Source organism: Pseudomonadaceae bacterium SI-3, from assembly GCA_004010935.1.
Lineage (GTDB): Bacteria > Pseudomonadota > Gammaproteobacteria > Pseudomonadales > Pseudomonadaceae > Stutzerimonas.
The window spans coordinates 2618102-2639307 of sequence record CP026511.1 but is presented as its reverse complement, the minus strand read 5'-3'; the positions used below and the strand labels follow the sequence as shown (position 1 = coordinate 2639307).

At 61.1% G+C, this 21206-nt stretch carries 18 protein-coding genes; 7 read left to right on the top strand and 11 right to left on the bottom strand.

The window, feature by feature from the left end; all coding sequences use genetic code 11:
* Positions 1 to 15 precede the first annotated feature (15 nt).
* Positions 16 to 1314, top strand: a complete 1299-nt coding sequence (locus C1896_12355; GenBank protein ID AZZ45612.1) for a GntR family transcriptional regulator — start codon at positions 16 to 18, stop codon at positions 1312 to 1314.
* Between the two features lie 30 nt (positions 1315 to 1344).
* Here the strand turns inward: C1896_12355 and C1896_12350 are convergent, their stop codons facing one another.
* Entirely contained in the window at positions 1345 to 2631 is a 1287-nt protein-coding gene (locus tag C1896_12350; protein AZZ45611.1) for a transcriptional regulator PtsJ, read from the bottom strand.
* A gap of 146 nt (positions 2632 to 2777) precedes the next feature.
* On the opposite strand from C1896_12350, the gene pdxK reads away from it, so the two are divergent.
* The 3 genes from pdxK to C1896_12335 are packed head-to-tail and all read left to right on the top strand — an operon-like array spanning position 2778 to position 5140.
* Positions 2778 to 3674: a bifunctional pyridoxal kinase/hydroxymethylpyrimidine kinase gene (gene pdxK, locus C1896_12345; GenBank protein AZZ45610.1), complete on the top strand. Its 897-nt coding sequence runs from the start codon at positions 2778 to 2780 to the stop codon at positions 3672 to 3674.
* A complete protein-coding gene (locus C1896_12340; GenBank protein ID AZZ45609.1) occupies positions 3656 to 3916 on the top strand; it encodes a cytoplasmic protein in 261 nt (86 codons plus the stop codon). The genes pdxK and C1896_12340 overlap by 19 nt, the downstream gene beginning before the upstream one ends.
* 6 nt (positions 3917 to 3922) lie before the next feature.
* Positions 3923 to 5140 (top strand): aspartate aminotransferase family protein, encoded by a 1218-nt coding sequence (locus C1896_12335; GenBank protein ID AZZ45608.1) that lies wholly within the window; start codon positions 3923 to 3925, stop codon positions 5138 to 5140.
* 76 nt (positions 5141 to 5216) lie between these two features.
* Here C1896_12335 and C1896_12330 read toward each other — a convergent pair whose 3' ends face one another.
* From C1896_12330 to mmsA, 6 genes are all read right to left on the bottom strand, one after another.
* Positions 5217 to 6296: a carnitine dehydratase gene (locus tag C1896_12330; protein AZZ45607.1), complete on the bottom strand. Its 1080-nt coding sequence runs from the start codon at positions 6294 to 6296 to the stop codon at positions 5217 to 5219.
* A 210-nt stretch (positions 6297 to 6506) separates the two neighbouring features.
* Positions 6507 to 8144, bottom strand: a complete 1638-nt coding sequence (locus C1896_12325) for a long-chain fatty acid--CoA ligase (protein ID AZZ47653.1) — start codon at positions 8142 to 8144, stop codon at positions 6507 to 6509.
* Between the two features lie 268 nt (positions 8145 to 8412).
* A complete protein-coding gene (locus C1896_12320; GenBank protein ID AZZ45606.1) occupies positions 8413 to 9564 on the bottom strand; it encodes an acyl-CoA dehydrogenase in 1152 nt (383 codons plus the stop codon).
* Between the two features lie 11 nt (positions 9565 to 9575).
* Entirely contained in the window at positions 9576 to 10628 is a 1053-nt protein-coding gene (locus tag C1896_12315; GenBank protein AZZ45605.1) for a crotonase, read from the bottom strand.
* Between the two features lie 2 nt (positions 10629 to 10630).
* Positions 10631 to 11521: a 3-hydroxyisobutyrate dehydrogenase gene (gene mmsB / locus C1896_12310; protein AZZ45604.1), complete on the bottom strand. Its 891-nt coding sequence runs from the start codon at positions 11519 to 11521 to the stop codon at positions 10631 to 10633.
* 62 nt (positions 11522 to 11583) lie between these two features.
* Positions 11584 to 13095, bottom strand: coding sequence for a methylmalonate-semialdehyde dehydrogenase (CoA acylating) (gene mmsA / locus C1896_12305; protein AZZ45603.1), 1512 nt, complete (start codon positions 13093 to 13095; stop codon positions 11584 to 11586).
* 224 nt (positions 13096 to 13319) lie between these two features.
* Between mmsA and C1896_12300 the strand changes: the two genes are divergently transcribed.
* Together C1896_12300 and C1896_12295 are read left to right on the top strand one after the other, a co-directional pair.
* Positions 13320 to 15110, top strand: coding sequence for a hypothetical protein (locus C1896_12300; protein AZZ45602.1), 1791 nt, complete (start codon positions 13320 to 13322; stop codon positions 15108 to 15110).
* Positions 15107 to 15469, top strand: a complete 363-nt coding sequence (locus tag C1896_12295; protein AZZ45601.1) for a response regulator — start codon at positions 15107 to 15109, stop codon at positions 15467 to 15469. Before C1896_12300 ends, C1896_12295 begins: the two co-directional genes overlap by 4 nt.
* Before the next feature lie 81 nt (positions 15470 to 15550).
* Here the strand turns inward: C1896_12295 and C1896_12290 are convergent, their stop codons facing one another.
* From C1896_12290 to glnT, 4 genes are all read right to left on the bottom strand, one after another.
* Positions 15551 to 16648 carry a hypothetical protein gene (locus tag C1896_12290; protein ID AZZ45600.1) on the bottom strand — a complete coding sequence of 366 codons (1098 nt, stop codon included), beginning with the start codon at positions 16646 to 16648 and terminating at the stop codon, positions 15551 to 15553.
* A gap of 210 nt (positions 16649 to 16858) precedes the next feature.
* Positions 16859 to 17476 (bottom strand): TetR family transcriptional regulator, encoded by a 618-nt coding sequence (locus C1896_12285; protein AZZ45599.1) that lies wholly within the window; start codon positions 17474 to 17476, stop codon positions 16859 to 16861.
* Positions 17477 to 17567: 91 nt separating this feature from the next.
* Positions 17568 to 18641 carry a lipid kinase gene (locus C1896_12280; GenBank protein AZZ45598.1) on the bottom strand — a complete coding sequence of 358 codons (1074 nt, stop codon included), beginning with the start codon at positions 18639 to 18641 and terminating at the stop codon, positions 17568 to 17570.
* A gap of 22 nt (positions 18642 to 18663) precedes the next feature.
* A complete protein-coding gene (gene glnT, locus C1896_12275) occupies positions 18664 to 20028 on the bottom strand; it encodes a type III glutamate--ammonia ligase (protein ID AZZ45597.1) in 1365 nt (454 codons plus the stop codon).
* A 141-nt stretch (positions 20029 to 20169) separates the two neighbouring features.
* Here glnT and C1896_12270 point away from each other — a divergent pair, with 141 nt between their 5' ends.
* The gene (locus tag C1896_12270; GenBank protein AZZ45596.1) at positions 20170 to 21192 is read left to right on the top strand and encodes a homoserine acetyltransferase; all 1023 of its coding nucleotides are present in this window, start codon (positions 20170 to 20172) and stop codon (positions 21190 to 21192) included.
* Positions 21193 to 21206: the final 14 nt, after the last annotated feature.

Sequence of the window (21206 nt, the reverse complement as noted above, 5' to 3'; positions counted from 1 at the left end):
CAATATACTGAATGTATGAATACAATAGCTAGCGGATCGACCGCTGTCGAGATCGCTGAGTCGATCGAGCAACAAATTCGTTCGGGTTTTTACCGGGATGGCGCCTTACTGCCTGCCGTCAGATCACTCGCGCAGCAGCTTCAAGTCAGCCCAAACACAGTGGCGGCGGCCTATAAGCTGCTGCGTGATGCGGCCTTGATAGTTACCGACGGACGGCGTGGAACACGTGTGGCGGGTGAGATGCCCATGGCCGAAAACCGGACCACTATTCCGGAGGGTTTGAGAGACATGGCCTCTGGAAATATCGATGGAGCCACGCTCCCAGCGATTGATGCTGGCTGGCTTACAGAGAGTCAGTCCGGCTACGACGTGCAAAGTAATGACCCGCAGCTGCTCGATGTCGCAGGCCGGTGGCTGGCTGACCAGCGAATCCCTTGCCAGCAGCTGGGTATTTATTCGGGAGCCCTCGATGCCGTGGAGCGTGCGCTCCGCCTACGTTGCCGGCCCGGCAACAAAGTGATCGTGGAAGATCCGTGCTGGCCGCCGGCGCTCGCGTTATTGGCAAGCCTGCGACTCAAGGCCGTTCCCGTTCCGGTGGACGAGGAAGGCGCGTTGGTTCCATCTGCCGAAGTCCTTCGCTCGGCCGCCGCCGTCATTCTGACCCCGCGTGCCCACAACCCCACCGGGTTTTGCATAAGCGAGCGCCGGTGGAAAGAATGGCTCGACAAGCTTGCAGACGCACCCGATACGCTGCTGATTCTTGATGATCACTGGGGGCCGCTCAGTGCTGCCAAACCCTTGAGTTTCACTCGCGAACCTCTCAGTTGGCTCTACGTGGTGTCGGTCAGCAAGTTCCTGGGGCCTGACCTGCGCGTTTCGGTGGTAACTGGCAGTCCCAGCGTGCTCAAGAGCATGCATCAGCAGCAGACGCTTGGCCCCCGCTGGGTCAGCCTGTTGCTGCAAAGGCTTGCAGGGCACCTGTGGCAAAAGATGATCGATAGTAGTCGCCTATCGGCGGTGGGGGCAGAGTACTTGGGGAGGCGTTCGGCGCTGATTCAGGGGCTCAGAGATTTAGGCGTCGCTGTGCCTACTCAGGGGGAGGGCTTGCACGTGTGGCTGCCTGTCTCGGACGAAACCTCCGTCGTGCAGACGCTGGCATCGCTGGGGTGGGCCATCCAGGCGGGATCGCCGTTCAGGCTAGAAAGCCCGGCGGCCGTAAGGATCAGTATCGGTAACCTGAACCCTATCAGCGTGCCGGCATTGGCACGCGATGTTGCGCACGCGTTGCAGCAGCGTCGTCGCACGGTGAACTGAGCAGGGGCAGTAACCGCTCGGGGAGCCGAGTCAGTGGATACAGAGACTTAGATCTTCGGCGAAGCGGGCGGCCTGGTCCGCGTCCATCATCGAGATGGTTATACGGATGCCACGCACCGGCTCTTGAACCGTGAAGCCCGTGCCGCTGCGCACGACCCAGCCCCGCTGGGCCAGATGCAGAATGACTGGCTCGACGTCTTGGTCGATCGGCACCCAAACATTGAGCCCGTCACATGGCTGCAGGGCCTGGATTTTATGGCTACTCAGCGCACCGATCAGAAGATCTCTGCGTCGCGTGTAATCCGCTCGAGCCCGCTCGATCTGCTCTCCGACCTGAGACGAAGTCAGGCACGTATGCGCAATATCCTGCAGAAGATGGCTTACCCAGGTGGTGCCTGAAGCCAGTCGTAACCGAAGCCGCAACGATGTTTCCCGGTCGCTGCCGACGACAGCGAGCCGGAGATCAGGCCCTAGCGCTTTGGATACAGAGCGGATCAGCGCCCAACGCCGGCTGGAGGGAGGGATGACTTGATGGAACTTCGCGTCGGATAGCAATGCGAAGTGATCATCGACGAGCACTAGAACCTGCGGGTATCGGTCAAGCACGGCGCGGATCTGTGCAGCCCGCTCGGCGCTCACGCTCGCGCCGGTGGGGTTGTGAGCGCGAGGGGTGATCAGCACCGCCTGCACGCCCTTCGCTAAAGCAGCCTCCAGCGGGGCAGCTTGCATCCCGTGCTCGTCGACAGGGACGCCAACCGCCTGCAAGCCGGCGATGCGCAGCGTGTTGATGCTACTGATGAAGCAAGGGCTCTCGACGGCAACCTTGTCACCTGCAACAAGATAGGCCGCCAGCAGACGTTCGACAGCGTCCACGGCCCCGTGGGCCAGGTCAATCTCCGGAGGCGAGGGGCAATCGTCGGTCAGCCATCGACAGGCCACGTCGTGAAAGCCCGGGTCAACCGGCTCGTCACCATAGAGCCGCAGGCGCGGTTGTTGCTGTGTCAGTGCGAGGGCCGGGTCGGGCAACCACATCGGATTCGGGTTGCCGCTCGACAATTCGAACAGTCGCGAATGACCAATGCCACCCTCTTGCTCGCCGGGCGCAGCGGTTTGGCAGATCACAGTCCCGTGGCGTCCTCTGGTCTCAGCAATGCCTGCAGCAACCAAGCGCTTGTAAGCAGCCGCGACAGTATTGCGATTAACCCCCAGCTCCTGCGCCAGTTGGCGCACTGGTGGGAGCATTTGACCTGGGCTCAACTGTTGCGTCCGCACCCTTGATCTGATCGTTTCGAAAATGTCAGCCGATGTCTTGTTCATAACGTCTTTTTTGTCCTATGCCAATGTTTACTTAGACACAGGACAACTTTACACTGATGCCTGATGTAGCCAACTTGTTTGAAGTCGATTGTTACCCCGCTGGGTGCTTTTTTGCCAAAAGCAGCGTCAGCGGAGAGGAAGTGCTAATGACCGTCGGAAATGATTGCGCCGTTTCGATTAAACAACCGCTTCCAATAGACGTGATTTCGATTCAATCGCAGGTAGTCTACGGGTGCGTTGGTAACAGCATCGCCGTGCCTGTGCTGCATGCCAGTGGCTTTTCTGTCGGCGCCATACCCACCGTCTTGCTCAGCAATACTCCTCACTACGCCACCTGTCATGGAGGTGCGCTTCCGATCAGCTGGTTCGCCGGTTACCTGAAAGATCTGGAGGCCCGAGAGGTTTTGCGTTCGGTAAAAACTGTGCTTGTGGGTTACCTCGGCAACACAACGCAGGCGGCGGTACTTGCCCGTTGGCTGGGCACGGTGCTGGAGAAGTACCCGGACATACGCGTTCAGCTGGACCCTGTGCTGGGTGATGATGACTGTGGCATGTATGTAGAGCCTGCAATGGTGGGTGCCTTCCAGACTCATTTGCTCCGGTTCGCCCATGGCATCACGCCAAACGCGTTCGAGCTGGCTCGTCTTTCCGGCCGCTGTGTTGACACTGTTGAGCAGGTTATCGACGCCGCACGCTGCCTGCTCACCGGGCGCACCCAATGGGTCGTTGTTACCAGTGCAGCTCAACACGAGTGGCCAGGCGAGCGAATGTACGTGGTGGTGGTGACGAAAAAACACGCGCAGGTGATTGAGCACGAGCGCGTCAACGTGTCGCCCAAAGGCACAGGTGATTTTTTCAGTGCGGCTCTGGCCGCCTCACTGTTGAAGGGAGTGGAGCTTACCAAAGCCGTTGAGTTTGCCAGCCGCCAGGTAATTGCTTCTCTTGCTCTCACGCTTCAAAGCAACTCGGCCGAGCTGCGCTTACCAGAGGCCGAATTCTCTCTCAGCGCCAAGGGATTACCGTCATGCCCATCTATCGTCTGAACATTCATCGTGACCAAAAGCACCTTGGTCATTTTGAATCCGATACGCCATGGGCCTTAGCGGCCGTACATGACATCGCTCAACGTCTGCCTGCAGCTGAAGGCTATAGCATCGAGATGCAGGTGTCCGAAGGCGAGCGGCGCTACCTGGAGGTTGGGCCCGGCGGGATTCGAGTACTGGGAACGGAGCATAGCTTCCGGTCAGTAACGCCGCGTCCTTCGCTTCTAGCTCCGGTGAAGTGAGGATTCATGGACGATCAAAATTCACACCTGATGCATGCCTATGCCAGACAGCCGGTTTACTTCACCCGAGGGCAGGGGGCACGGCTCTGGGACGCTCAAGGGCGCGAATATCTCGATGCGATTGCGGGAGTAGCCGTAACCAATCTCGGCCACTCTCACCCTGAAATAACCGCAGCCATTGCCGATCAGGCGGGCCGCTTGATGCATACCTCGAATCTTTTCGGCATCGAGTGGCAGGACTCACTCGGTACGCGGCTTTGTGCGATATCCGGGATGCGTCGAGCGTTTTTCTGCAATTCGGGAGCTGAGGCAAACGAGACGGCGCTGAAGCTGGCACGCCTGCACGCAACCCGCCGTGGCATAACCCATCCGGTCGTGGCGGTAATGGAAAACAGTTTTCATGGCCGCACGCTCGCAACGCTCGCCGCAACCGGCAACCCAAGCGTGCATCGGGGCTTCGAGCCGCTTATGCCGGGCTTCATGCGGGTGCCATACGCTGATATTGACGCTGTGACGGCGCTTGCATCGCAGTTCTCCAATATCGTCGCGGTGCTGGTCGAGCCAGTGCAAGGCGAGAGCGGCGTACGCATTGCGCCGATTGAATATATGCAGTCGCTGCGCAATCTGTGCACAGCGAACGACTGGTTGTTCATGGTCGACGAGGTGCAGACCGGCTTAGGGCGTACGGGTGCATGGTTTGGGTATCAGCATGCGGGAGTGTTGCCGGACGTGATCACCTTGGCCAAGGGCCTCGGCAACGGCTATCCCGTCGGTGCGTGCTTAGCCAGAGGCGCCGCAGCGGACCTTTTTTCGCCCGGTCACCACGGCTCAACCTTCGGCGGTAATCCAATGGCCTGTCGAATCGGCTGCACCGTCATCGATGTGATGGAGCGAGATGGCGTACCTCAACGTGCGAGCGTTATGGGGCAGCGCTTGGAAGGCGCCCTTCGACGAGGGCTCGCAGGTTGTGAAGGCGTCGCAGCGATTCGCGCACTCGGTTTGATGATAGGCGTCGAACTGGATCGCCCCTGTACCGAGCTTTTGTCCTGCGCATTGAAGGATGAAGCCTTGTTGATCAGCGTCTCGCGGGAAAGAACGATCCGCCTGTTGCCGGCGTTGATCTGCTCCGAAGCGGAGATTGCCGAAATTGCCGACCGCGTGTCTCGCGTCGTTTGGCAATGGTCGCGCCGGTGTGAGGCGTCACGATTATCTGATACAGCCTAGAGTTTCTGACAGTCCTCTCCAGGAGGTATGTCTGCTTTTTGGCAACGGCTCGGGCAAGCCACTCGTTTGGATTCGCTCAATCCCAACCTTCTACCACCTTGACGGAATCTCTGATCGACCCCGGCGTCCGTGAAAAGCGTGGCGCTGGGGCGGCGTGCAGGGCGCCGTCGATGTCGCGATAGACGCCACGTTGTTGCATGTGCGGGTGCTGCGCGGCTTCTTCCAGAGTGAGCACTGGGGCAAAGCAGGCGTCGGTCCCTTCGAGTACGGCGCACCAGTCTGCCCGGCTGCGGCTGGCGAACAGCGCGGCGAGCTGTTCGCTTAACTCCGGCCATTGCGCCGGATCATTGCAGCCTTCGCGCAAGGATTCGGGCGCCTCGATGTGTTGCATCAGTTCGGTCAGGAACTGAGGTTCCAGCGGCCCGATGGCGATGTCGCGGCCGTCGGCGCAGGTGTAACAGCGGTAATGCGGTGCGGCGCCCGACAGCAGATTGCGGTCGCGTTCAAGGGAGATGGCGCCGCTGGGCAGGAGCCCCGCGAAGAAGCTCATCATCGAGGACACGCCATCAACGATCGCGGCGTCGACCACCTGACCCTGGCCTGACCTTTCGCGCTCCCACAATGCGGCCATGATCCCGAACGCCAGATACAGCGAGCCGCCGCCGAAGTCGCCAACCAGGTTGAGTGGCGGAATCGCTGGGCCTTCGCGATTGCCGATCGCAGCCAGTGCGCCGGTGATCGCCAGATAGTTGATATCGTGGCCGGCACGCTTGGCTAGCGGTCCGGTCTGGCCCCAACCGGTCATGCGGCCATAAACCAAACGCGGGTTGCGCCCGTGAACCTGCTCAGGTCCGAGCCCCAAGCGTTCCATCACGCCGGGCCGAAAGCCTTCGATCAGCACATCCGCGCCTTCGGCCAGCGCCAGGCAGCGTTCGCGTCCGGTGTCGGTGCGGATGTCCAGCGTGAGGCGCTTGCGGCCGCGATCAACCACCGGATTGGGCCAGCCATTGCCGCCCTCGCGCTCGATGCACATCACCTCGGCGCCAAGGTCAGCCAGTAGCATCGCGCAGTGTGGACCGGGCCCGATACTGGCGAACTCCAGCACGCGCAGGCCGAGCAGCGGGCCTTGGCGGGGTGTGGCGGTGGCGGTCGACATAAGGCGCGTTCCTGTTGGTGATGGGATCCATGGCGCCCGTACGTGCAGGTGGACTGAAACCCGCCCTAAGGGTCGCCAGGTGGCTCGCCGGAGATGACTGGGTGAATCCGCAAAACGGCGCGGCCCGCTACGTTCGCTCGGCTGGGTGAAATCGGTGGGCTGAAGCCCACCCTACGGTAGCGACGGCCCCGTCCCCCAGGTTCTGCCGCGCTAAAGGCTCGCCGCGTCAGCTGCGTTTTCCTCCAGCTCTATCAAGTGGTCGCGGTAGCGGTCGCGCAGGGTTTTCTTGTCGATCTTGCCGGTCGCGGTCAGCGGGACGGTATCGATGATGACGGCGTCGGGCATCCACCATTTGACGATTTGCGGCTCCAAGTAGGCGAGTACCGTGTCGATGCAGATGTCGGCCTCGTCGTGGGGTTCGATGATGAGGATCGGGCGTTCTTCCCATTTCTCGTGGGCCACACCGACCACCGCTGCGATGCGTACACCCGGGCAGGCCACGGCGATGTTCTCGATATCGATGGAGCTGATCCACTCACCGCCGGACTTGATCACGTCCTTGCTACGGTCGGTGATGCGCATGTAGCCATTGGGGTCGAGGGTGGCGATGTCGCCGGTGTCGAACCAGCCATCGGCATCCAGTGCGCTGGTTTCGCTGCGGAAATAGCGCTCGACCGTCCAAGGGCCACGAACAAGCAGCGCACCGGACGTGACGCCGTCATGCGGCAATTCGTTGCCCGCCTCATCGACGATCTTCAGTTCGATGCCGAATTGCAGGCGCCCCTGGCGGGTCCAGATCGCTTCGTTGGTGGCTGCTTCGCCCATGGCCGCGAGCTTGGGCGTCGGGGTGGCGACCACGCCGAGGGGGCTGGTTTCAGTCATGCCCCAGAGCTGGCGAACGCTGACGCCATAACGCGTCTCGAACTTCTCGGCCAGCGCACGGGGGACGGCCGAACCGGCGATCACCAGGCATTTGAGCTGGCCGGTGTCTTCGCCCGTGCGCTCTAGATGATTGAGGTACATGGTCCAGATGGTCGGCACGCCGCCGGAGAATGTCACGCCCTCGTTCTGAATCAGCTCCTGCAGGCTGGCTCCGTCCATCTTGTCGCACGGCAGCACGAACTTGCAGCCGTTGATGGCGGCCGTGAAGGGCACGCCCCAGGCGGTGGCGTGGTAGAGAGACGAGCAAGGCATGATGCAGTCGAATGCGGAGAAGCCGAAGGCGCCGGTGAGGCCAGCCGCCATGGCGTGCAGGACGACGGAGCGGTGGCTGTAGACCACGCCTTTCGGGTTGCCGGTGGTGCCGGAGGTGTAGCAGAGCATCGCGCCGGCGTTTTCGTCGAACTGCGGCCAGTCGGTGACCGGCTGTTCCTGCGCGATCAGCGTTTCGTAACTCAGCGCGCCGACCTCGCCTGCTTCGGTGCGCTGGGCATCGGACAACATGATGAAGGTGTGGGCTTTTTCCAGGTGCGGGCGCACACGCTCGACCAAGGCCAGGAAGCTGCGGTCGAACAGAAGCACGCCACTGCCGGCGTGGTTCAGGGTGTAGATGATCTGCTCGTCCGACAGCCGTGGATTGGCCGTGTGCAGCACCGCGCCAATGCCGGGCACGGCGAAGAACAGCTCGAAGTGGCGATGGGTATTCCAGGCAAGCGACGACACCAGGTCGCCGGGCTTCACCCCCAGCTTGCGTAACATGCTGGCGGCTTGGCCGGCGCGTTTGGCGAGCCCGGCGTAGTCGTACCGCCAGATGGGCTCATCCACCAGCCGAGAGACGATCTCGCGGTCGCCGTGGGCGAGGGCTGCATGGGTCAGGATGCCGCTGATCATCAGCGGGGTCTGCTGCATCGTACCTTTGAGCATCGTCGTATCCTTTTTATTGTTGTCTGGATAGCGGTCGCGCTTGCCGCCATCTCGCTCGGGATTACTGCCTCGGGGTGTTTCGTTCTTCAGCTTCTCTGATAGTCGGGTCTTTGATCGCCAGCAAGCTGGCTCCTACAAGAGCAGGTGATAGCGAAGACAATCAGGCGGCTCATGAATTGCCGTCCGCGGAAACTTCAGGGATCAGCTGATCCCTGACAAAACCTGATGCTGCCTTCACGCTTATAGGGGTTGATCACAACCCGTAGTTATTCAACTCCCTCGCAATCAACAGCCGCTGAATTTCGCTCGATCCTTCATATATCTGGGTGATGCGCGCATCCCGGTAATAACGCTCGACGGGGTAGTCCTCCAGGTAGCCGTAGCCGCCGTGGATCTGCATGGCCTTTGAACACACGTATTCGGCAACTTCCGAGGCGAACAGCTTGGCCTGGGACGCCTCGGACAGGCAGGGCAGGTTGGCGCTGCGCAGGCGCGCGGCATGCAGGATCAACAGGCGCGCGGCATTCAACCGGGTGTGCATGTCCGCCAGCATGTTCGCCACGCTCTGGTGCTCGATGATCGGCTTGTCGAACTGGATGCGCTCACGGGCATAACCCAGCGCTGCTTCGAACGCCGCGCGGGCGATGCCCAGCGCCTGGGCACCAATGCCGATGCGGCCGCCTTCGAGGTTGGAAAGGGCGATAGCCAGTCCCTTGCCGCGCGGCCCGAGTAAGTTGGCTTCTGGAATGCGGCAGTCGCGCAAGGTGACGCCGCAGGTGTCCGAGGCGCGGATGCCCATCTTCTTTTCCATGCGATCGACAACAAAGCCGGGGTTGTCGGTGGGGACCAGAAACGCGGACAGGCCTTTTTTACCGAGCTCGGGATCGGTAACGGCGAAGACGATGGCGATCCTGGCGCGCTTGCCGTTGCTGACGAATTGTTTGGCGCCATTGATCACCCACTCGCCATTTTCCAGCACGGCGCGGGTGCGCAGGTTGTGTGCCTCGGAGCCGGCCTGAGGTTCGGTGAGGGCAAAGCAACCGATGGCGCGACCTGCCGCCAGATCCGGTAGCCATTCGTCCTGTTGTTCCGGCGTGCCGTACTTGAGGATCGGGCCGCAGCCGACCGAGCTGTGAATGCTCATCAACGCCCCAATGGCGCCGTCACCTGCCGAAATTTCCTCGACCGCCAGGGCGTACGCAACGTAGTCGATATAGGTGCCGCCCCATTGCTCGGGCACGATCATGCCCAGCAGCCCCAGCTCGCCCAGCTGGGTCACGGCTTCGTCGCCGATCCAACCGACCTGTTCCCACGCTTGGGCCTTCGGCGCGATCTCGGCGCGGGCGAAGTCGCGCGCCATGTCGCGGATCATCCGTTGCTCTTCGCTCAGTTCGATGTCGTGCATAAAATCAGTTCCTAGTCGGCGAAGAAGGCCGCCACGCGTGCTGGCGTCACTTCCTCCAGCGTAGGCGGGTTCCAGCGCGGGTTCTTATCCTTGTCGACGATCAGAGCCCGGACGCCTTCGATGATGTCGCCCTGATCGAACCACTGTCGGTCCAGATGCAGCTCCATGGCGAAGCAGTCGGCCAGCGACAGGGTGCGTCCGCGGCGGAGCATCTCTAGCGTGACGCTGACCGAAAGCGGCGAACGGCTGTCGATCACCCTCAAGGTCTCGGCCGCCCAGTCGCGGTACTCGGGGCGCTCTTCGGCGGCCAGCGACTGGCGAATCGCAGCGACGCTGTCATGGGCGAAATGCTTTTCGATGGCCGGGAATAAGGCTTTGAATGGTGCATCCGGCAGTTCGGTGCAGCCCATCGAAACCAGAAAGTTGGTCTGCGCCTGCAGTGGCGGCATCGACCAGTCCTGCTGGTCGAGGCATCGTTCGAGTTCGGCGAATTGCTCGTGCGGCACGCTGTAATCGGCAAGCCCGGCATACAGCGCATCAGCAGCATTCACATGGTTGCCGGTCAGGCCCATGTAAATGCCAAGGTTATTTGGCAGGCGCGACAAGAAGTAGCTGCCGCCGACATCAGGGAAATAGCCGATACCGACTTCCGGCATGCCCATGCGCGTGCGCTCGGAGATAACCCGCAGCGAGGCGCCCTGAACCAGCCCCATGCCGCCGCCCAGGACGAAGCCATTCATCAGCGCCATCAGGGGTTTGGTATACGCATGAATGTACTGATCGAGCGCGTATTCCTCCTCGAAAAACTCGCGGTGCAGGCTGTCGCCGCTTTTGTAGCTGTCGTAGAGCGAGCGGATGTCACCACCGGCGCAGAAGGCTTTCTCGCCTGCGCCGCGCAGTACCACGGCCACCACGTCTTGGTCGTCAGCCCACTGCTGCAACTGGCGGTGCAGCATCCTCACCATCTCCAGGGTGACGGCATTCAGCCCGGCGGGGCGGTTGAGCGTGAGATAGCCGACGCGATTGCGTACCTCGATCAGTACCGGCGCTTCTGCCTGGGTCATGTCTAGTCCTCTTGGCGGTAAAGTTTGATGATCGCGGAGAAGTCCAGCCCACCGTGGCCTTGCATGCTAAATGCCTGGTACAGCTGCTGCGCGAGACCACCGAGGATAACCGGCTGGCGCACTTGTTTGGCTGCTTCGCTGGCCAGCCCAAGGTCCTTGAGCATCAGGTCGGTGCCAAACCCGCCGCTGTAGCCACGCGAGGCCGGGCCGTTTTCCAGCACGCCAGGGAAGGGGTTGTTGATCTCCGATGCCCAGCAACGTCCGCTCGACGAGTTGATTATTCCGGCCAGCACCTTTGCGTCCATCCCCAGGGCCACGCCCAGCGACATGGCTTCGGCCACGCCGATCATCGAGATGCCCAGCAGCATGTTGTTTGCAACCTTGGCGACCTGACCATTACCCGTGTCGCCGCAGTGGACGATGTTCTTGCCCATTGCGGCGAGGATCGGCTGCGCTTTTTGGAAATCCGCCTCGCTGCCGCCGACCATAAACGTCAGGGTGCCGGCTGCGGCGCCGACCGTGCCGCCGGATACCGGGGCATCGAGCATGGGGTTGCCATGCTGCGCGGCGGCCGCTGCGACCTCCCGCGCGGACATCGGGTCGATGGTGGAGGAGTCGATCAGCAGTACGCCGGCCGGTACATGCGCGAGCAGCCCGTCCTCACCGAGGTAGACCTGCTTCACATGGGCAGCCGCAGGCAGCATGGTGATGATGGTTTCGACACCTGCCTGGGCGATTGCAGCCGGCGATGTGGCCTCTTTGGCACCCGCTTCGACCAGCCCGGAGACCGCCGTGGCGGAAAGATCGAAGACAGTGACCTCATGCCCGGCCTTGAGCAGGTTGCGGGCCATGGGCCCGCCCATGTTGCCGAGTCCGAGAAATCCGATATGCATGGCCGTTTCCTTCTTGTTATTGGCGGCTGATTCGACGCCCTGCGTGCAGGGCGTCGTAGCGGTTACTTGAGGTTGATGGTGGTGTTCACCGGGCCGCCGACTTCGTTCTCGTCGAACCAGCGCTGGGTGACGGTCTTGGTTTGAGTGTAGAACTGCACCACCTGCTTGCCATACGGGCCGAGGTCGCCGAGTTTCGAGGCGCGCGAACCCGTGAAGGAGAACATCGGCACCGGCACCGGGATCGGCACGTTGATGCCCACCTGGCCGACATCGATTTCTTCCTGGAAATGCCGGGCTGCCGCGCCGGAACGGGTGAAGAGGGCGGTGCCGTTGCCGTTGGGGTTGGCGTTGATCAGTTCGATGGCTTCATCGAGCGTGTCGGCCTGCATCACGCAGAGCACCGGCCCGAAGATCTCTTCGCGGTAGATGCTCATTTCGGGCTTCACGCCGGAGAAAATGGTTGGCCCGACGAAGTTGCCGTTGTCGTAGCCGGAAACCTGAGGGTTGCGGCCGTCCAGCACCAGTTCCGCGCCTTCCGATACACCGCGTTCGATCAGCGAGCTGATGCGATCCAGCGCTGCGCAGGAAACCACCGGACCGACATCGGTGCCGCTTTCAGCGCCTGCGTTGATCTTCAAAGTCTTGGCTTTGGCGATCAGATCCGGCAGCCAGCTCTGCGCCTCGCCCACAAGGATCAGCACTGAAAGCGCCATGCAGCGCTGACCGGCCGCGCCGAATGCAGCGCCCGTGAGGTTGTTAAGGGTCTGCTCCTTGTGGGCGTCCGGCAGGATGATGCCGTGGTTCTTCGCGCCCATCATGCACTGCACGCGCTTGCCGGCCTGGCTGGCGCGGTTGTAGACGTGTGTGCCGACTTTTGTCGAGCCGACGAAGGAGACGGCCTTGATATCCGGGTGGTCGCAGATCAGGTTCACCGCATCGGCGCCGCCATGGATGACGTTAAGCACGCCCGGCGGTACACCCGCTTCAAGCGCCAGTTCGGCGAGACGCATGGTCACCATCGGGTCCTGCTCGGACGGCTTGAGGACGAAGGTATTACCTGTGGCGATTGCCATCGGAAACATCCACAGCGGGATCATCGCCGGGAAGTTGAACGGTGTAATCCCGGCGCAGACGCCCAACGGCTGCAGCAAGGTGTAGGTGTCCACACCCGTTGCGACGTTGTTGGCCAGCTCGCCCAGCTGCAGGTTGCCAATCCCGGCGGCGTGCTCGACGACTTCCAGCCCGCGGAACACGTCGCCCTCGGCATCGGGCAGCGTCTTGCCCTGTTCCGCCGTGAGGATCGCTGCCAGCTCCTTCATGTTTTCACGGATCAGCTGCTGGTACTTGAGGAAGATTCGCGAGCGTGCGCCGATGGGGGTCTTGCGCCAGGTCTTGAAGGCTTCCTTGGCACTGGCAACGGCGGCATTCATTTCCGCTTCGGTAGCGAAAGGCACGCGGGCCAGGACCTCCTGAGTCGCCGGGTTGATGATGTCGCGCCACTCGCTGGTGGACGACTCCATCAGCTCACCGCCGATCAGGAGTTTGACTGTGGGGATGGCACTTGACTGGGTCATGGCGTGTCCTAGCGATTGTTGTTATTCGGATAGGCAAGTCGATGGAGCTGTCCTGATCCTAGAGTGCATATTTGTCAACATCAATGCGGCTCGATGCATAGCTTGTCTGCATAAATACACAGGCTATGCTTGCAGCGAATGTGGCGGGCTGCTGAAACCCGCCGCCTCGCTTGGTTCAGTAAACTCTGCTAGCGGGAACCCATCGACCGGCGTGAAAGGTGCTAATGCAGATTGCAAATATCCCCGGCGCGAACCCGGCAACCGATTCTCTTGCGGATTCGCTGCCGTTCGATGATCCCGTACTCGACGTCATGCCCATGGGCGTGTGCGTGCTCGACGCCAACGGCGCTGTGCAGCGCTACAACCGGATGGCCGATCAGCTGTGCGGCGGGGTGCTAGCCAGTCACGGACGCCTGCGGGTGGTGCGAAACGATGGCGAGCTGATGCCGCTTGCCGATACACCGCTGGCTTACACGATTCGCACCGGTCGCTCCGCTCAGGACGTCGTGCTGCTGATCGAGCGGCCCGATGGCATTTCAGCCGCTGTGTTGGCCAATATCGAAGCGCTGCGCAACGACACCGGACAGATCACCGGCGCAGTTGTGTGCTTTCAGGCCATTACGCCTGCGCGGCAGTCAAGCGCCGATCGGCGACGTAATGTCGACTGGTTGAGCGCGATGGTGAACCACACGCCCGAATGCGTGAAGGTGGTTGATCGCGACGGGACGCTGGTACAAATGAACCCGGCAGGCCTGCAAATGCTGGCAGCGAACGCGCCGGAGGACGTGGAGGGTGCCTGCGTATTTGAGCTGATCGCGCCTGAACATCGAGCCTCATGGCAGGAGCAGCACCTTCGGGTTTGCGATGGTGAAAAACTCAGTTGGGAGTTCGACATCATCAATCTCGCTGGACAACGGCGGCACATGGAAACCCACGCGGTGCCCATGACGATGCCAGATGGCAGCAACGGATCCAGCGGCGGTTACGTACAACTGGCAATCGCTCGCGACATTACCGAACGCAAGCAACTGGAGGCAGCCAATCGGGAGGCGGAACAGCGCTTGCGCGACCTTCTGGAGGCCTTGCCTTCGGCCGTTTACACCACCGATGCGAATGGCAAAGTCAGCTACTTCAACCAGGCTTGTGTCGATCTGACCGGGCGTGTGCCGATCATTGGTAGCGATGAGTGGTGCGTAACCTGGCGGTTGTACTGGCCAGACGGCACACCGATGCGTCACGAGGAGTGCCCAATGGCCGTGGCGGTGATCGAAAACAGCGCTATCCAGGGTGCCGAGGCGTTGGCTGAGCGCCCGGACGGAACCCGCGTGCCGTTTCTCGCGTATCCCGCTCCGCTGCGTAACAGCGCCGGCGAGCTGATTGGCGCGGTCAACATGCTGGTCGACATTACCGAGCGAAAGGTCGCCGACGATCATCGCCAATTGCTGCTCAATGAGCTTAACCATCGGGTCAAGAACACACTCGCGACGGTCCAGTCGATTGCTGCGCAGAGCTTTCGCCGCGATGCCAGCAACCAAAGCTATCAGTGGTTTGAAGGGCGCTTGATCGCGCTATCCAAGGCGCACGACGTGCTGTCGCGGGAGAACTGGCAAGCCGCAGACCTGCGTGATGTTATCGAGCAGGCCGTCGCGCCGTTCCGGGTCGATGGCCAGCAACGTTTCGTCAGCGAGGGGCCGGCGCAGCGGTTGCGGCCCAAGCAAGCGTTGGCGCTGGCTATGGCACTGCATGAACTGTGCACCAATGCGGCCAAATACGGAGCGTTGTCCAGCGACTCAGGCCAGGTGCGCATCGCCTGGGAGGTGTCACTGTCGGAGCAGACACCCACTCTCCGGTTGCACTGGGAGGAGGTCGGTGGCCCGGTCGTTACCCCACCCGTACGCAAAGGGTTCGGGTCGAGGTTGCTTGAACGCGGGTTGGGTGGTGAGTTGGACGCCGAGGTACGTTTGGCCTATCTCGCCGGCGGCGTTGTTTGCGATATAGAGGTGCCGTTGCAATGAGTGGTCTGTGTTCGAAGGTACTGGTCATCGAGGATGAAGCGCTGATCGGCATGCTGCTGGAAGACATGCTGCAGGACATCGGCTGCGAACATGTGGAACTGGTGCCACGCTTTGCGGAAGGCATGCAGGCAGCCGAGAGCGGTGATTTCGACCTGGCAGTGCTGGACGTCAACCTGGACGGGGTCAATAGCTTTCCGATTGCGGATCGCCTGATCGACCGCCACATCCCGTTGGTGTTCGCGACCGGCTATGGCTCGGTCGGCATGGACCCGCGCTACGCGCACATTCCGACGCTGCAAAAGCCATTTTTCTTCAGTGACCTCGAGCGAGTCGTGCGCCAGGCCTTGGCGATTGACTGAGAGGGCAGGCCACGTTCTGAATGGCCTGCCACTGCACGTATGCTGCTGCGAGTGGGCGAAGCTGCAGCTGGGCGTAGGGTGTTACGGTCCCTGCGTAACGAACGCCGAATTGCCTGTACCGTTCTGCATGATGGCCGCGTCGTACTGCTGCACGTTGTCCCATGCACCCGTTTGCACCAGCGACGCGTAATTCTCCGTGCCAACCTGCTCAATGGTGCCGCTGCTGTAGTAGCCCATCTGAACCACGTCTATCTCGTTGGCCGTTCCGTTCTGGTCAATGACAAGGCTGCTGCCGTCGAAATCCTGCTCGATATCGACCCGGTTGGAATTACCCGTAGAGCGCCCAACGACTGACGTCGAGCGTCCGCCTTGCTCTGCAGTCAGCACGTTGCCGATGCCGTCCTGGGTAAAGGAGAACGAAGAGAAGCCACCAGATTCCACCACATCTGCGACGTTGTCCGTGCCGATCTGAACCAACGCCACATCTCCTGAGGAATAACGGCCGCCTGAGCGCTGGTCGAGCGTCGCCTTGTTCCCGGTGCCGTTCTGGCTAATGGACGCATAGGCGCCATAAGGGAAGCCGTCCTGAGTGAGTCTGATGACGTTGGCTGTGCCGGTCTGCTCGGTATCGGCAGAGGCACTGCCAGACTGTTCGATGTAGGCGGTATTGCCGTCACCATTCTGGACGCCCGTGTAGCGTTTGCTCAGGCGCCCAACCTGGAAAACCTCGGTGGCATTGCGCTGTCCGTTCTGACTGATCGTTGCGGCGTTCCCTGCGCCGTCCTGCTGTTCGATGTATGCAAGGTTGCTGATCCCTGCCTGCGAAATGGCGGCCGACTGGCCTACGCCCACCGAAGATTGAAGGATGGTCGCCAGGTTGTATTGACCGTCTTGACTGATCGCCACGCTGCCGTTGGAACCACTCTGATCGGTAACAGAGATATTGCCGCTGCCGACCTGATCGCTCTCGGTCGTCAGTCCGACACCGCGTTGCTCGGTGAAGACAACGTTGGCCGTGCCGTTCTGACGCTGGTTGACGCTGCTGGAATCGCCTTGCTGAACGACATCGGCGACGTTATCAGTACCCGTCTGGTCCTGAACCGACTCGCTTGCGGCATAGGCGTGGTTGGCGATCAGCAGTGAAATGGCGGCCGCCAGGATTGTTCTTTTTGTTTGCATGTCAGTATCCCTCCGCTGCAGGAGCCTGACTTCTATGCGTCAGGTTTGCAGTTGTGTATCCACCGGAAAGACGATCTGGCATGGGCGGAGAATTAATACCTCCAGCACAACGCGGCATTAAACGAAGGCCTTGATATCCGGGCCCGATTTGCCAGCATTCTGCTTTGTATTGTTTGGAAATAACGAGATGACGAGCGGGTGCGAACGGGACTATGCCGGTTCTGGCGGGCGGCAGTCGGCGAGCAGCTGCTTGGTGAATAACGTCTGTTGCGACTTGAGGTTGAACAGTTCAGGCGAGAACAGCCAGCTGTGGGTAATGCCCATAAGGCTTGCATAGACAAATAGCGCGCGGCTGTGTGGCTTGGCTGTGCCAGGGTCGATGCTTGGGCTTGCGGCTTCGATGAGCGTTTCCAGCAGCGTAACGATGTCGCGTGTCAGTTTGCGCTCACGCGCGAGGGTATCGGCCATCTGCTCGGTGAATTCGGTCTTGTTCAACAAGATCTCGAATGACTGCCGGTGCCAGCGATCCTCCAGCAACAGGCGAAACCATTCGCTGACGAAATGCTCGAGCGCCTCCAGCGGCCGCTCGGCCATGCTCTGGCTCTGGGTAATCAGTTTTTCCAACGGCTGCTGGGAAAATCCCAGAACCGCCTGGTACAACTCATCCTTGTTCTTGAAGTGCCAGTAGATCGGTCCGCGGCTGAAGCCTGCCTCATCGGCGATCATCGCCAGGGTCGTGTTGGAATAGCCGTTTTTGCTGAACAGCTCCAGCGCGGCGGCGATAATCTTCAGGCGGGTTTGTTCGGCGTCTTCTTTGGTACGGCGCATGAGCTTGATCGTTGAGAGTGGGGGCGAGCGAACGCGAGCTGCCAGCTTCAGGTAGAACCAGCTTCAGGTAGAAGCTGGCAGCCGGCACCTTTTACAACTTTCCGTCCGCCGCCATCTGCATGTAGGTGGTATCGAAGCGCAGTTTGACGTTGGCATCGGAGCCGAGCAACTTGTCGCCCGGCATGGCGATGCCGACGAAATCTACCGAGTCGGCGCCGTCGCCTAGCAAGCCGTGATCGAAGGAGAACTGGCGAACGCTGTCCATGGCTTGGTAGGCCTCGTCGCTTTCGATGAAGGCCAGCGAATCGGCCGGCTTCCAGAACATCTTCATGCCCTTGAGCTGGCTTTCGTAACCGGCTTGATCGGTGCCCGATGCTTGTCCCAGGGCTGCTCGTGCCTTGGCGCCTTCCTCGGTATCGCTTTCGAGGATGCCCATCACCTCATACCAGGCGCCTACCAGCGCTTTGCCGAAGTCCGGGTTGTCCGCCAGGGTTTCGCTGTTGACGATGGTCAGGTCCTTGATATGGCCCGGGATCTGGCTGGAGTCGAAGGCCTTGTGCGCGCCGGGCATGGCAGCGACTTCATCGAGCAGCGGGTTCCAGGTGACGACGTTGCGCACGTCGTCGGTGCTGAACGCCGCGACCAGGTCGGCATCCGAGGTGTTCACCACCTGCACGTCGCGCTCGCTCATGCCCACACTGTCCAGTGCCTGGGCCAGCAGGTAATGCGAGACCGACAGCTCGACCAGATGAATCTGCTGGCCTTCGAGGGATTTCAGATCGGCAGTGCCCTTCATCACCAAGCCGTCGTTGCCGTTGGAGTAGTCCCCGACGATCAGGGCCGTGGTGTCTACGCCGCCGGCAGCCGGGATCGAGAGCGCATCCATGCTGGTGGCGACTACGCCGTCGAACTGGCCGGCGGTGTACTGGTTGATCGATTCGACGTAGTCGTTGATCTGGGTGATGTTCACCTCGATTCCGTACTTGTCTGCCCATTTCTTCATGATTCCCGACTCGTCGGCGTACTTCCACGGCATCCAGCCGGCGTAGATCGTCCAGGCGATGTCGAAGGTTTTCTTTTCCTCGGCCTGCGCAGCAAAAGGCGAAAGGGCTGCAATGATCACGGCGCCGGCACAGAGTGCCCGCTTGAACGTATTGGCTTGCATGGTGAATCTCCTTTTCATCGAGTCAGAAGAATTTCAGGTAGCGCTGGATTTCCCAGTCGGAAACATGGGTGTGGTAGGCATTCCATTCGTCGCGCTTGTAGTCGACGAAGGCCTGGTACATGGCGTCGCCGAAGACCTGGCGGGACAGCGGGTCGGCTTCGAAGGCGTCGATGGCTTCGGACAGCGTGCGCGGCAGGGTCTCGATGCCCATGTCCGCGACGTCCTTTTCGCTGTAGTCGTACATGTTCTCGCGGTGCGGCTGGCCTGGCTCAAGCTTTTCACGGACCCCTTCGAGACCTGCGGCAAGGATCATCGCGGCGCCGAGATAAGGGTTGCAGCCGATATCGGCGGCGCGACATTCCACGCGCGCGCCTTGGGACGGAATACGCAGCATGTTGGTGCGGTTGTTGTTGCCGTAGCAGACGAACACCGGTGCCCAGGTCGAGCCGGACATGGCGCCTTTGCGAATCAGCCGCTTGTAGCTGTTCACGGTGGGCGCGATCACTGCGCAAATGGCCTTGGCGTGTTTCAGGATGCCAGCGATGAAGTGGTAGGCGAGCGGGGAGACACCACAGCCGTGCGGGTCATCACCGTCCACCTCAAAGAGATTCTTGCCAGACGCCAGATCCGCCAGCGACATGTTGTAGTGCGCGCCGCTACCGGTGCGCTGCGCCGAGGGCTTGGGCATGAAGGTCGCGAAGGCACCATGCTTGCGGGCGATCTCATTGGCCATCATGCGGAAGAACACGAAGCGGTCGGCCATGGTCAACGCGTCCGAGTACTTGAAGTCGGTTTCGAACTGGCCGTTGGCGTCCTCGTGGTCGAAGGAGTAGACGCCCCAGCCCATCTCGTTCATGGCCTCCACCAGTTCGTCGATTACCGGCAGGTTGTCCATCAGCAGGCGCGGGTCGTAGCAGGGTTTGGCTGCGGTATCGCGATCGCTGAGCGGGGCGAAGCCGCCGTCCGGGGTGTCCTTATAGAGGAAGAATTCGGTCTCAATGCCCAGATTGAAGCTGTAGCCCATCTCGGCTGCAGCCTCGGTTTGGCGCTTGAGAATGCCGCGCGAGCAGGCGTCGAACGGCTTGCCGTCCAGGTACAGATCACTGGCGAACCAGGCCAGGCTGCGGTTCCAGCTGCACTGGGTGGCGCTGGCCGGGTCCGGCATGGCGGCGACTTCGTTGTCGCTGATCTGCTGCGGGACGCCGTCCAGCGCCGCCCCGGTATACAGCTCCGAGCCACGCAGCATCTGGCCGAGATGCGCCAGTGGCACGAATTTGCCTTTGATCACGCCGTGCATGTCCACGTAGCTGGCCATGGCGTACTTGACGCCTTTGTCCTGCAGGCTCTGTTTGAGTTCGTCGATCTGGGAAAGCGGAAAGGTCGTCATGGTGGGAATCCCTTGCTGAATTCGGGCCAGCGTTACGCGCTGTGGCACGAATCCTTCATCCAATATACATGCCAGCGTGTATAGAAAAGCTGCTGCAAGACCTGCCGGGACACCCGCCAATGCTGCTCAGAGGAACTGCAAGTGCTTGAGATAGAAAGGGAAAAAAGACTCATCGAACTGGGCGATCTAGCGCTTGAAAGCGGCCAGACGTTGCAGAAAGCGCGGCTCTGCTATCAGGTCGTCGGCTCGCCGAATGCACAGCGAGACAACATCGTGCTGATTCCCAGCTACTACGGTGGATCGCATTGGGGCAGTCTGCCCCTGCTTGGTGCAGGCAGCCCCCTGGCCAATGGTGACTACTGCGTGGTGTTGACCAATCTGTTCGGTGCCGGCTGGTCCAGCTCGCCGAGCAATGCCACCGCAGGGCAGGGCGGCGCGGAATTTCCGCACATAACGCTGGCGGACAACGTGCGTGCGCAACGCATGTTGCTCGACCAGCTGTTTGGCCCAACATGGCAATTGCACTTGGTGACGGGTTGGTCCATGGGCGGGATGCAGGCGCTTTACTGGGCATTGTTGTTCCCTGAAAAGGTGCAACGCATCCTGCCGTTTTGCTGCACGGCGCGCTGCTGGCCGCACAATTTCGTCTTCCTTGAAGGTGTTAAGGCAGCTCTGCAGGCCGATTCGGCGTGGCAGGGTGGGCGTTATATCGAGGCGCCCGAGCGCGGCTTGCGAGCCTTCGGCCGCGCGTACGCTGGCTGGGCTTACTCGCAGGCGTTCTTTCGCGCCGAGCTATGGCGTGAGCTGGGTTTCACCAGTCTCGACGCCTTGCTCGATTATTGGGAACAGGACCACCTGGAGCAGGACGCCAACGATCTGCTTTGCGTGCTCGATACCTGGCAGTCAGCCGATCCGTCCGCGCTGCCCGGGTTTGGCAGCCTGGACGAGGCGCTGTCCCAGCTTTCTGCTCGGGCGATCATCATGCCCAGCAGCAGTGATCTCTATTTCACCGTTGAAGACGCGCGACACGAAGCCTCGTTGATGCCAAACGCCGAGCTGCGTGTACTTGAGTCTGACTGGGGCCACTGCGCTGGCGGGCCGGGGCGCAGTCCGCAGGCTATGGCGCAGGTCTTCGCCGCCATGCATGACCTGCTGGCGTCCTGATGTGAGCGCTAGGA